Source organism: Sulfurospirillum deleyianum DSM 6946 (genome assembly GCF_000024885.1).
GTDB classification, from domain to species: domain Bacteria; phylum Campylobacterota; class Campylobacteria; order Campylobacterales; family Sulfurospirillaceae; genus Sulfurospirillum; species Sulfurospirillum deleyianum.
Genome location: NC_013512.1, coordinates 1,014,773 through 1,027,278 on the forward strand (window position 1 = coordinate 1,014,773; position 12,506 = coordinate 1,027,278).

A 12,506-nucleotide genomic window follows, 5' to 3' on the forward strand; every position below is an offset into this window, starting at 1 on the left:
GTGTTTTTCCTTTATATTATTTATCTCTTTTATGGATGCGGATAATAAAATTGACTTTTCGAGCATTCATTTCCTGAAATGCTTCAATATTTTCGATTCGAAAAATATATTTGCCTTTATCTAAACTGATGATTGCGATATCCCTTTCGTATGCTCCACTGCTATAGCCTTTGGTCATGTAGAGATTATCTACAATTAACTTCTTCGTATTGTCTTTATTGATTTGATGTATTGTTAATTTGATAGGAGCAATGGTTCCATCACAATCATACGTTTCATCTATCAAATCTCCCAATTTTCGCTTTGCTTGTTCATAATCTCCAAATCCTAACTTTTTCCCATCATACGGGTTATAACTGTTAAATCCTAGAAATTTTCTTACTTTTTTACCATCCAGTCCGCCATCTTCTTTGCGATCAAGAACTGCAAACTCTAAAAATAAATCATAAGCCCACGTTTCCTCTATCTTCACTTCCCTTTCCACCACACTTCCCGCTTGACTTAAGTCGATAGGAATACTAATGGGGTCTGGATTGCTACCAAAGAGCAAGCTAAACCAACCTGCATTTAAAAAACTAAGTAGTGCCATAGTGATTACTCCTATTTTTATCATTTAGCTTCCTTTGCAAGAGGTTGGATATCTACTACTTTTCCTTGTTGAAAGGTCACTTGAAAAGCTTGTAGTCCCTCGTTTGGATATTGGGTTTCGTTTTGGAAAGTCATCCAGATTTGGCTATCATCAGGATTGAGGGTTTGTGCTTGTATGACATTGTAAGGGTCTGCATCATCTTTCCAATGTTTTGGATCAGCTATAACTCTAAAAGCATAAGCTCCTCCTGCAAGATGAGCTTCGTATGGATTCATTCCTAGTGTGATTTCTGTCATTTTGGTTCTCCTTGTTTTGTTTTGGTTATATTGTCTAGCTCATGCCACCTTGTTCTTTGCCTCATTTTTACCTCCCTTGGTGTTTATTTTTGTCTCTACATGTAAAGCTTTTTGAATTGAAAAAGTCTTACATGTAAAGATGGTTTTAGTGGTGGTTAGATTGATTTTTGAGATGTTTAGTTCTTGGAGTGTTTTTAGTTCATCTGTTGTGCTTATGCCATCACTGTTGGTGTCACTCCATACTTTTAGATGAGCGTAGATGCTATCTTTATTGTCGATGATATTGTCTTTGTTTAGGTCGTATTGACTTAGGGCTTCAAATCCATCTTTGGCATTAACTCCATTGGCAAGTTTAGTGTTATTCCCAAAGAGTTCGCCTCCGTTGGTGACTTTACCATCATTGTTTAGATCTAGGGTTAAAAGTCCATCACTGCTTTCAGTCCATGATATTCGTTCTTTAAAGCCATCACCGTCCATATCGAAGTACGTATTGGTTTGGGCTATGAAGGTGGAAGTGGTTCCATTGCCGTTTAGGTCTAGGACAAGTGGGGAGGAGAAGTTCTCGTTGTGTCCTTGGGTGTCTGATGGAGGTAAGATAGGGTCATCTTCATCATCATCTTTATCTTCTAGTTTGATACCTAAACTTTCATCGGATTTGGAATAGTTTTCGATAGTGACACTTCCAGCTCCACTAGTAAAGGTAAGTGTTCCGTCATTGAGGTTGTAGTTTCCGCCATTGCCTTCATAGGTTTGTGTGTCTTTGTTCCATTTTCCACCATTTAGGATACCTCCTTCAAATGTTACTCTTCCACTTCCATCACTGTCATTTATGGTGTCACCATTTCCTGCGATGTAGGTGTCGTAGTCGTCTCCTCCTAGTAAGGTGTCGGAACCTGTTCCTCCGTTTAGAGTGTCAGCTCCACCACCACCAATGAGAGTATCATTTCCTGATTCTCCTAACAAAGTATCTAACCCTGAACCTCCATTTAAGGTGTCATTATCTTCTCCACCATTTAGAGTGTCATCACCAGCATCTCCAAAAAGGTTATCATCACCTGTGCCACCCAATAGTGTATCTGTACCATCTCCGCCATCTAATGTGTCTTTCCCTTCGGCACCTTCTATAGTATCGTTGCCACCACTACCATCAATGAAGTCATCACCTTCTCCACCATAGAGTTTTTCAGCCAAAGAGCCACCATAAATGTCATCTTTTCCGCCACCGCCATAGATAGCATCTGTTTTTGAATCACCTCTTAAAATATCATCATTGTTACTTCCGTAGATGGCGTCGTAATTGCCTTGACTTGCATCGGAACTACTCCATCCTGAGGTGTTGCCAAAGAGGTAGTTGTAGAGTGATTTATCGGCATCGGCGGCGTTGCTTGTCGGCCATAGCTGACCTTCAAAATCACTAGGGTTCATACCGATGACATTGAGGGCTTTCCATGTGAAGTCAATGCAACTATTGGAATTACCAAGATAGAACATACTAAAACCTGAACCAGCAGGATCGTCAGCAAACGCTTCAAGTTTTTTATATTGATCTTCCGTAATAACAATTTGTCCCGTGTAGTAGGTAGAATTGTATTTTTGATCATCATCTTTGTGAATGGAGCCTGGGGCAATCGGCCATCCCTCCCAATTAAGTGCAGGAGCGAACCCTCTTGATACCGCTTGTGCCGGACCATCGGGTCCATCCATATCGATAGAAAACCACATATGTCCAGTTACTGAATTTCCATAGACATCATAAACTGTTCCGCTTGAGGCAATTTTTAGTGTAAGTGTAGGCATAATTTTTTTCTCCTTTTATTTTGGTGCGCGAATATAGTAAATTTCAACTAATACAGAGAGATCTGAAAGTTCAGAAAAATCTTCGGTTGTTTCAACCTTTATACGGTATTTTCCTTGCGAAAGTGCAATTTCTTTTATTAAACTTGAATGAAGCTCATGACCACCATTATTATCTACAATAATAATGTCATTCAATATTGTCGTTTCATTCTTATCCATTATTTTTTCAATTTTGAGTTTTACGGGTATAGCTGTTCCTGAGGTATATGAATTACCAAAAAAAACTTTAATATTGTTATATTCATTTCGAGTCATTTTATTTTTTTGTCTCCGAAAATCATAATTTAAAGCAATTCCAGTTCGATACTCTTTATCAATCCTAATATCTGTTTCAGCAACATTTCCCGTTTTACTCAAATCAATAGGCATTGTGTAATAAGGCGTGGGCGTATTATCAAAGAGGTTACCCAACCATCCAGCATTTAAGAAACTAAGTAGTGCCATGGTGATTACTCCTATTTTTAGCATTTAGTTTCCTTTGCTAGAGGGTGAATATCTACTACTTTTCCTTGTTGAAACTCCACTTGAAAAGCTTGAAGTCCCTCGTTGGGATACTGGGTTTCATTTTGGAAAGTCATCCAGATTTGACTATCATCAGGATTAAGGGTTTGTGCTTGTATGACATTGTAAGGGTCTGCATCTTCTTTCCAATGTTTTGGGTCGGCAATGACTCTAAAAGCATAAGCTCCTCCTGCAAGATGTGCTTCGTATGGATTCATCCCTAGTGTGATTTCTGTCATTTTGGTTCTCCTTGTTTTGTTTTGGTTATATTGTCTAGCTCATGCCACCTTGTTCTTTGCCTCATTTTTACCTCCCTTGGTGTTTATTTTTGTCTCTACATGTAAAGCTTTTTGAATTGAAAAAGTCTTACATGTAAAGATGGTTTTAGTGGTGGTTAGATTGATTTTTGAGATGTTTAGTTCTTGGAGTGTTTTTAGCTCATCACTTGTGCTTATGCCATCACTGTTGGTGTCACTCCATACTTTTAGATGAGCGTAGATGCTATCTTTATTGTCGATGATATTGTCTTTGTTTAGGTCGTATTGACTTAGGGCTTCAAATCCATTTTTAGCTAAAGTACCGTTTGTTAGTTTGGTGTAGTTTCCAAATAGTTCACTTCCATTATTGATGATGCCATCTTGGTTTTTATCTAAAGCTAGAAGTCCATCTGTTGATTCACTCCAACTGGTTCTCTCTTTAAAGCCATCTCCGTCCATATCGAAGTAAGTTTCACTCTGGGCTATAAAGGTGGAAGTTGTTCTATTGGCGTTTAGGTCTAGGACTAGTGGGGAGGAGAAGTTTTCATTGTATCCTTGGGTGTCTGATGGAGGCAAGATAGGGTCATCTTCATCATCGTCTTTATCTTCTAGTTTGATACCTAAACTTTCATCGGATTTGGAATAGTTTTCGATAGTGACACTTCCAGCTCCACTAGTAAAGGTAAGTGTTCCGTCATTGAGGTTGTAGTTTCCGCCATTGCCTTCATAGGTTTGTGTGTCTTTGTTCCATTTTCCACCATTTAGGATACCTCCTTCAAATGTTACTCTTCCACTTCCATCACTGTCGTTGATGGTGTCACCATTTCCTGCGATGTAGGTGTCGTAGTCGTCTCCTCCTAGTAAGGTGTCGGAACCTGTTCCTCCGTTTAGAGTGTCAGCTCCACCACCACCAATGAGAGTATCATTCCCTGCTTCACCCAACAAAGTATCTAACCCTGAACCTCCATTTAAGGTGTCATTATCTTCTCCACCATTTAGAGTGTCATCACCAGCATCTCCAAAAAGGTTATCATCACCTGTGCCACCCAATAGTGTATCTGTACCATCTCCGCCATCTAATGTGTCTTTCCCTTCGGCACCTTCTATAGTATCGTTGCCACCACTACCATCAATGAAGTCATCACCTTCTCCACCATAGAGTTTTTCAGCCAAAGAGCCACCATAAATGTCATCTTTTCCGCCACCGCCATAGATAGCATCTGTGTTTGAATCACCTCTTAAAATATCATCGTTGTTACTTCCGTAGATGGCGTCGTAATTGCCTTTACTTGCATTGGAACTACTCCATCCTGAGGTGTTGCCGAAGAGGTAGTTATAGAGTGATTTGTCGGCATCGTCGGCGTTGCTTGTTGGCCATGTTTGCCCCTCAAAGTCGCTTGGGTTCATACCAATGATATTGAGGGCTTTCCATACGTAATCTATGCAACTGTTGGTTAAGCCGTTGTAGAAACTGCTAAAATCAAAAGGATTACCGTTAAGATTTTCAAAATTTCCAAACTGTTGCAATTTAATATACTGATTATAATCAATTACAATTGTCCCTGTGTAATACGTGCTACCGTAGTTTTCATCATCATCTGGTTTGATTTCTCCTTCCCATAATGGCATACCGTCTTTTGCAGGAGCAAATCCATGGGATTCAGTTGAAGTTCCATCTGAAATCGAATACCACATGTGCCCAGTAGCTGATGTTCCATCTTCATGATAAATTGTTCCTCTATCTGATATTTTTACTGTTATTGTGTACATTTTTCTTCCTTTTTATTTAGCTTTGATATAGCCGATTACGACTTCTACATTTAACTCTGCCAACTCTGGATAATCCTCAACCGTTTCAACCTTAATGTGATATTTACTACCTTCTTGAAGTTTAAATTCATCAATTTCTCTACTTGAATAAGTTCTTCCGAGTGAATTTGTATAATAGATTTTATCAACCACCATAGTTGTGCCTGTTTTTTCATATTTCAGCACGGTAAGTTTAATTGGAAAAATTGGAAATAGTTTATGTCTTCCAAAATACTTATCGATAATTTCTCCATACCTATCTCCACTTATTTTTTGTTTTCTATAGTCATAGTACAACTCTACATACACAGAATACTTCTCATCAATCCGAATATCCGTTTCGGTAACATTCCCTGCTTTACTCAAATCAATAGGCATCTTATAATACGGTGTAGGCGTAGAGTCAAACAAATTACCCAACCAACCTGCATTTAAAAAACTAAGTAGTGCCATGGTGATTACTCCTATTTTTAGCATTTAGCTTCCTTTGAGAGAAGTTGAATATCTACTACTTTTCCTTGTTGAAAGGTAACTTGAAAAGTTTGAAGTCCCTCATTGGGGTATTGGGTTTCGTTTTGGAAAGTCATCCAGATTTGACTATCATCAGGATTGAGGATTTGTGCTTGTATGACATTGTAAGGGTCTGCATCTTCTTTCCAATGTTTTGGGTCTGCTATGACTCTAAAAGCATACGCCCCTCCTGCAAGATGTGCTTCGTATGGATTCATCCCTAGTGTTATCTCTCCACTTTTAGCTACTTCTTGTGCGGTTTGCTGTTCTGTTTGGTTCATTTTACTTTCCTCACTTTTGTGTGTAGTTTTTTTAGCTCACGCCACCATGATTTCTGCCCCATCATTTGCCCCTTTGTGTTGAATTTGATTTCTTACATGTAAAGATTTTAGTGTTGTAAAATGTTTACATGTAAAAAGGTAAAAGTTCCCCACCACTTCCCCCAAAGCGTTGATGCTATAACTAATGCCATTGGTACCAAGCGCTGTTTTAAAGGTTGTATTTGAAAGTAGTGTGTCATTAAAACCCTCTAAAGTATCTAACCCATAACGATAGACCATGGTGGAGAGCAGTAAGGTGGAAAGTGTGTCACTCGGTGTAGTGGTAAGTGTGGTTTGAAGATTGGTGATGAGTTCATCTTTACTTAAAGATTCACCGTACAGGGCATCACTGAGGAAGGCTATCATTTGGGAGTATTGAAGCTCTTTGTAAGCTTCATTCATCGCCACACTGGCTTCAGTTCCTATGACATCGGTTGTTGTTACACCATCGGCAACCATACTAAAGCTTTTTCCTGCAAAGGCTTCTAAGATGGCAACATCTCTGGCATAGGCATAGACTTCTTTGACATAAATGGCAGAAGCATTCGCATAGTTATGGTTTAAGATAGACTGTGTCCCTCTAGTGGCAGTGGCACTGATGGTATCAGCTCCACTCCAACGTGCTACCATATCTTTAAACGCACTACTAAAATTTGAAAAACTCATGGAAGAGGCATTGGTAAGAAGGTTGGTGACTTTGGCTTCTAGAACAGTGTCATCATTCATAGCATCTCTTAGGTCTTTGACTCTGCCACTGCCTTCGATGGTTGGAAGTGCCGCAACGCTTTCTTTGATGGGTGTGGTGTAGTCATAGGTGGTATCGGATTTGTTTTGGTAGAACCATACATCATTGATAGTTTTTGTTTGTCCATTTTGAGTAAAAGTGGAAGTCTCACTGATGGTATTGTAAGCTTCTGAAGTGGAAGTCTCTTTTGCATTGAGGTTAATAGAAGTGATGTTTAGTTCTTGAAGTGTTTTAAGTTCATCTGAGGTACTGATACCATCGCTGTTGGTGTCCATCCAGACTTTAAGATGCGCGTAAATGCTATCTTTGGTATCTATGATATTATCATGATTTAGATCGTATTGGCTTAGGGCTGCAAAGCCATCTTTAGCTAAGGTACCATTTGCTAGTTTCGTGTTATTTCCAAAAAGTTCAGCTCCGTTAGTAACAACACCATCATTGTTTAAATCTAGGGTTAAGAGGCCATCACTACTTTCACTCCATGATGTTCGCTCTTTAAAACCATCACCATTCATATCAAAGTAGGTTTGCGTCTTTTCAATAAAGGTAGAAGTGGTTCCATTTCCATTTAGATCTAGCACGAGTGGGGAGGAAAAGTTCTCGTTATGTCCTTCCCCTGCCGAGGTTTCTGGGAGAATGTCATCATCATCTTTATCTTCCAAATGAATGCCTAAGGAGTTATCAGATTTGGAATAGTTTTCTATAGTGATCGTACCTGCTCCATTGGTAAAGGTTAGAACACCTCCACTTAAGTTATAACTTCCGCCATCACCTTCATAGGCTCCAGTGTTTTTATTAAACACTCCACCGCCGAGCATATTTCCTTCAAAACTGACACGTCCTTTTCCATCACTATCACTGATAGTATCACCCTTACCTGCTAGGTAGGTATCGTAGTTATCGCCTCCTTCTAAACGGTCGGCACTTCCTCCTCCAGTGATAGTATTTTCATTCTCAGTTCCTTTAACGTAGTCTACTTCATCGGTTGCCATGAGTTTAATGATGCCATTTTCATCCAAACGAGTTCCATTGCTAAATTCAAAGTATTCAATTCTGTTTTCCTTGGTATACCAGTTTTTAAGAGTGATACCATCATTCGTACTGTTTTTAAAACTAACGATAAGGTCATTGCCACTTACTGTGACGATTAGGTCTTCTTGTGTGATACCTTTGCCAAAGAGGAGTTTATCGGATGGATCATTTTGTCTTGAAGAAAATAAATACTGTTGCCCACTCTCATCTATCGTATCTTTTCCATCACCTTTTTGATAGAAGTAGGTGTCATTACCTTCAGCACCAAAGAGTCTATCGTTACCTTTTCCACCTTCTAAATAATCATTCCCCTTAAATCCATAGAGATCATCATTACCACCCATACCATAGAGATGATCATCTCCACTGCCATCATCATCGTCATTTAAAGCTGACAGAATAGAATCTTTTGTATCTGAACCAAAAATGACTTTATCCAAAGAGGCATTGTATTTTTCTAGTACAACACCTAAAGTTTTATCTTCATAATAGGTAGATACATCAGTTGTATCATACTTATCAGAGTGGATTGTGTAATAAAGCATATCACTTCGATCTTTGAGGTACATGCCAGAGTAGTCATCAGGGTTGATGGTATTGTAGGCTTCTAGGTTTCCTTGGATGGCAAATGGGTTTAAGTGAACGAGGGCGTAGAGGGTGGCCGTGTCTGTTTTTGCTTGATTGGCGAGGGAAGTGGCAAAAAAAGGGGACAGGCTACTTTTTATCCTACTTTTTTCTTTTTTTTCTCTCAACATACCGTCTCTTTGTGTTTACTAGTGATTGGTTTTAGCTCACGCCACTTCACTCTTTTCCCCATCATTTGCTTCCCTTGGTTTTTGTTTTTGTCTTTACATGTAAAAAGATTTATTTCTATTTGAGTGAACACTATGCTAGTTCCTTACTAGAAATATGTGTTTTTAACATATTTCTCGCTTTGGCACCATAACGGAAATTGAGCATGGCAAGTTTGAGGAAGTATTCGCTTTGTTCATGCGATACAGCCTCTAACTGACAAAAGCGTGCCACCGTTTGAATATGACGCAAGCGGTGGTAATGTCTTGGTTTACTGGTTTGAATAGAATTAGGAATATCATTGTAAATATAATTCATTGTGGGATGTACACTAAAGCGCTCTTTACGGTATAAAAGACGAAGAAGTGTTAGGACATCATTAAAAATAGCATGATCGTTTGAAAATGTTACATCTCTTGCTATATCCGTGGTAATAATAGCACCGTTATGAATCGACCTTGGAGCTAAGATAAGTTCTTCAAGCGTTAGATTGGTTGGATCTACACTACGATTGATTCTTGCAAGATGGATGTTATAGGGCATAGTAGCAGGTAGTTCTAAGAGAAGATCATCAGCATCAACTTTACAAACATAGGTACCTTTAACATGCTGCAAGCCTATGTTAAAAGGTAAACCATCATGCCCTGATTGATAAGGTGTTTTGAGATAGGTAAATCCACTTTGTTTTGCAAGAGCAATAATGGCTGTATCTGTTGAGCAATCATCAACTAAGATAACTTCTAAAGGATCAAGAACACGAATATTTTCCAGGCATGTTTTAAAAGCTTCATACGGTGGATTGTAAAAGGGTATTACAATACTTAAATGCTGATGGATCATTTTATTTTCTTTCATGTAACCTTGTTTTTTTTAAAGGCGGTTATTGTCTATGTCCTACGGACACATTTTACATGTAAAGGCAATACGTGACTAAAGTAATGTATAAAGAGCGATTATCACACGTTGAGGAAATGTTAGAGAGAAACTATAGTAGGAAGGAAAGAGATTGAAGTCCATTAATGTTTACTCAATACTTTTTACCATCCAGATAATTCTACAGCTCAATACGCCCCCGTTTTGAGTTACGCAAATATATCTGATTGTCTAATGGGATATTATTTTATTCCCTTTAACCTTAAAATAGTAATAAATAGTATTATTGTTTATCAATTGTTGTGAGATGAAGTGAAAAAATAAGTAGTCGAGCCTGAAAAAACTCAAAAACATCACAAATTATAGCCTGCTTTCTCTTTGAGTCAACCAAAGCCAAAGCCACAGATTCCAATAGAGTTTAATATACTGGGTACTAACCATAACTTGCCTGTAATCTTTTGCTAAAAAAAGAGCATGGATGAAGATATTCATCCATTTTTTCAGATTCCAAGCACATGCAGCCATTAGTAAATTGATTTGATCCCCGATAAAGCCTTTGAGATAGTTTCGTGCCATCTTGTGGTTATGTTTGAGATGTCCAATGGTAGGCTCCACTGCCGCTCTGCGTCTAAACTGTTTTCTCTTTTGTTCTTTTTCTTCTTTCGTGTCACGTTTTAAATGAATCTCTGGGATGCAAATGTGTGTGGTGTTGACCTCTTTGACACCACGGTATCCTCCATCACAAGTTGCCTTTTCAATAGGTGTGTGTCTGTGTGTGGATGCATGGGCGAGGACAGCCTTCAATGTTTTAGAGTCATGCTCATTGGTTTCATGGGCAACGGCTCCTACCACAATCCCATGGGTATAGGTGGTGGCAATAGAAGCCTTAACACCAAATTCATAACTTTTATGATCTTTCCCTTTTGCCATGGCATAAATATAAGGTTCATGCAAGGAGTAAATCTTATGGGTATCGCCTCTTTTTTGGGAAAGTACCTTTGTGTAAAGTGAAAATTGTTCAGTGTAGGATTCTATTTGTTCTTGTGTAAAGCTTCTTTGCATATCACGCATTAATATTCCTGCAATGGTGTGTAAACGTTTCATAGCACTGCGTGCTTTGTGTTTCTTCTTGTGATGCTTCAGGGTGTAAGGCTACACTAGCACCAAAGATGGCATCCACACCACTTTGACCAATACGATTACGAAATTTTACCAATTTTGTTGCATCACAGGGTAGCCCACACTGGTAATCACTCAACCCACAGAAGTATTGGTAATAAGGATTACGTTTCTATTGCACGACCACATTCTCATCGGAAAGATTCTCTAAATATTTAAGCATCAACAATCCTGCCATTAAACGTAACGGTTTAGCAGGTCTTCCTTTATCCAAAGAGTAATATCCACACAATGCCTCTTCTATTTTTCCCCAATCAATCGCATCAGCCAAAGCAATCAATGGATCATTACAATCTAGCATATCCATTAAAGAGCCATAGAAAAGATTGGGTTGATTTGTAGGTGTCATTTTAGGAAGCAAAGAGATCCTTTTCGACCAGAAATAGAGGGGTAAACCCCTTGTTTATGGTCGAAATTATACTGTAAAATGGCTATGAAAGCCTTGAATCTAGGGGATTAATTGGCTTTTCAGGGGCGACTAAGTATATATTTTGAAAGGTCTATTCGTGTTTTAGGCCTTTTAGAAAATTTTATATGACTAAAATTGCACTTCACTTGACACCAAATAGTTTTTTACATTATCGATTCCTGTTTTGACTACTTTTCCAACAAGATTCCTTACCCTTTAATTTAATTTCATCATTCCAAGAAGAGCAATTAAATGTCCAAAGAAATTATTGTATCTGATAGTAAGAAAAAAGGAGTATTTATTAGTTTTTGCTAATGATAAAAGTATTTTAATTTTTAAGTTACTATTAATAGTATAGGGTGTAGAATCGCTGAAGTTATTTTAAATTAATCGAAAGGATAACCACACAAGTTTTAAACTTTGGCCAGTTTCTTGTGTGGTTTTACGCTTTATCAATGAAATATTACACTCTTTGTTATTCTTATATTATTAATTTAATAAACTACTTTTTTAAATTAATAAAACATTCAGCGAAAACTCATCCTCTTTTTACATTACTGCTATTTATCGTGCCCAAAAACAGGGGCTTGCGGATGTGTTTGTATACATTTCTAAAATTTTCAAAGTTTAATTATCTCTATCCTCTTAAGATCAAAGTTATATTTATTATAAAATTTAAGATAATAATAAATATAATCACACCTTTTAAATGCTTTTAACTTTTACCCTACATTGTCCCGTTGTTTGGACACCACATCTCACATAAGGAATTTTATGCCTTTTCGTATTATTTCTACCCTTCTTCTTTTTTGTTTCTTTGGAAACAAATATGCAATTTTTGCAGATTCATTTACCGAGGCAATCCAACAGCGTGAGCAATTTGAAAAACAAAAAGAGGTTTTTGAAAAGCTTGAGAAGCGTCAAGATGAAACTATCATACGCTATGATGTGAAAAAACCTGAATTACTTCCTTTAAAAGATGAGCCATGCTTTGAGATAAAAGCTATTAAAGATGAGGGCATTACCCTCCTTCGTGAGAGCGAAAAAGAGTTTTTTTACCGCCCATACATTGGAAAATGCACAACACTTACAGAACTTTCAAATTTAGCCAAACAGTTAAGTGCGCTCTATCTTGAAAAGGGTTACATCACCTCTCAAGTTTATCTTAAACCTCAAAACATCTCTCAAGGCGAAGTGACACTCTTTGCACTGGAAGGGAAAATAAAGTCCATCTCCCCCGATGAGCGTTCCATTAACAATGCTTTTATGGGACAAGTGGGTGATTATTGTCAAGCGAAGCGCAGAAGTCGTCAGTTTTTAATGTAAAAAAGTTGCGA

At 38.0% G+C, this 12,506-nt stretch carries 14 protein-coding genes; 1 reads left to right on the forward strand and 13 read right to left on the reverse strand.

The genetic code is table 11. The annotated features are described in order from the left end of the window. Positions 1–16: 16 nt before the first annotated feature. The 13 genes from SDEL_RS05070 to SDEL_RS12440 all read right to left on the reverse strand — a co-directional run bounded on the left by SDEL_RS05070 (position 17) and on the right by SDEL_RS12440 (position 11,121). Positions 17–589 (reverse strand): DUF5625 family protein, encoded by a 573-nt coding sequence (locus tag SDEL_RS05070; RefSeq protein WP_012856781.1) that lies wholly within the window; start codon positions 587–589, stop codon positions 17–19. Positions 590–609: 20 nt separating this feature from the next. Beyond that, positions 610–885 carry a hypothetical protein gene (locus SDEL_RS05075; RefSeq protein ID WP_012856782.1) on the reverse strand — a complete coding sequence of 92 codons (276 nt, stop codon included), beginning with the start codon at positions 883–885 and terminating at the stop codon, positions 610–612. A gap of 39 nt (positions 886–924) precedes the next feature. Then, complete coding sequence (locus tag SDEL_RS11655; protein WP_012856783.1) at positions 925–2,682, reverse strand: calcium-binding protein; 1,758 nt, start codon at positions 2,680–2,682, stop codon at positions 925–927. A gap of 15 nt (positions 2,683–2,697) precedes the next feature. Further along, on the reverse strand, positions 2,698–3,210 hold the full coding sequence (locus SDEL_RS05085; protein WP_041666288.1) for a DUF5625 family protein: 513 nt from the start codon (positions 3,208–3,210) through the stop codon (positions 2,698–2,700). Then, entirely contained in the window at positions 3,204–3,482 is a 279-nt protein-coding gene (locus tag SDEL_RS05090; protein WP_012856785.1) for a hypothetical protein, read from the reverse strand. Before SDEL_RS05090 ends, SDEL_RS05085 begins: the two co-directional genes overlap by 7 nt. Before the next feature lie 39 nt (positions 3,483–3,521). After that, positions 3,522–5,270 (reverse strand): calcium-binding protein, encoded by a 1,749-nt coding sequence (locus SDEL_RS11660; protein ID WP_012856786.1) that lies wholly within the window; start codon positions 5,268–5,270, stop codon positions 3,522–3,524. 12 nt (positions 5,271–5,282) lie between these two features. After that, a complete protein-coding gene (locus SDEL_RS05100) occupies positions 5,283–5,786 on the reverse strand; it encodes a DUF5625 family protein (RefSeq protein WP_041666290.1) in 504 nt (167 codons plus the stop codon). Continuing rightward, the gene (locus SDEL_RS05105; protein ID WP_012856788.1) at positions 5,780–6,100 is read right to left on the reverse strand and encodes a hypothetical protein; all 321 of its coding nucleotides are present in this window, start codon (positions 6,098–6,100) and stop codon (positions 5,780–5,782) included. Before SDEL_RS05105 ends, SDEL_RS05100 begins: the two co-directional genes overlap by 7 nt. A 36-nt stretch (positions 6,101–6,136) precedes the next feature. After that, positions 6,137–8,671, reverse strand: coding sequence for a calcium-binding protein (locus SDEL_RS05110; protein ID WP_012856789.1), 2,535 nt, complete (start codon positions 8,669–8,671; stop codon positions 6,137–6,139). Positions 8,672–8,801: 130 nt separating this feature from the next. After that, complete coding sequence (locus SDEL_RS05115) at positions 8,802–9,563, reverse strand: glycosyltransferase family 2 protein (protein ID WP_012856790.1); 762 nt, start codon at positions 9,561–9,563, stop codon at positions 8,802–8,804. A 378-nt stretch (positions 9,564–9,941) separates the two neighbouring features. After that, positions 9,942–10,652, reverse strand: a complete 711-nt coding sequence (locus tag SDEL_RS12270; RefSeq protein ID WP_049767064.1) for a transposase — start codon at positions 10,650–10,652, stop codon at positions 9,942–9,944. After that, positions 10,645–10,797 (reverse strand): hypothetical protein, encoded by a 153-nt coding sequence (locus SDEL_RS12435; protein WP_245391396.1) that lies wholly within the window; start codon positions 10,795–10,797, stop codon positions 10,645–10,647. Before SDEL_RS12435 ends, SDEL_RS12270 begins: the two co-directional genes overlap by 8 nt. Positions 10,798–10,872: 75 nt before the next feature. Then, complete coding sequence (locus SDEL_RS12440; protein ID WP_049767066.1) at positions 10,873–11,121, reverse strand: transposase; 249 nt, start codon at positions 11,119–11,121, stop codon at positions 10,873–10,875. Positions 11,122–11,943: 822 nt separating this feature from the next. Between SDEL_RS12440 and SDEL_RS05125 the strand changes: the two genes are divergently transcribed. Beyond that, on the forward strand, positions 11,944–12,495 hold the full coding sequence (locus SDEL_RS05125; RefSeq protein ID WP_041666293.1) for a POTRA domain-containing protein: 552 nt from the start codon (positions 11,944–11,946) through the stop codon (positions 12,493–12,495). The last annotated feature ends 11 nt before the right edge of the window (positions 12,496–12,506 follow it).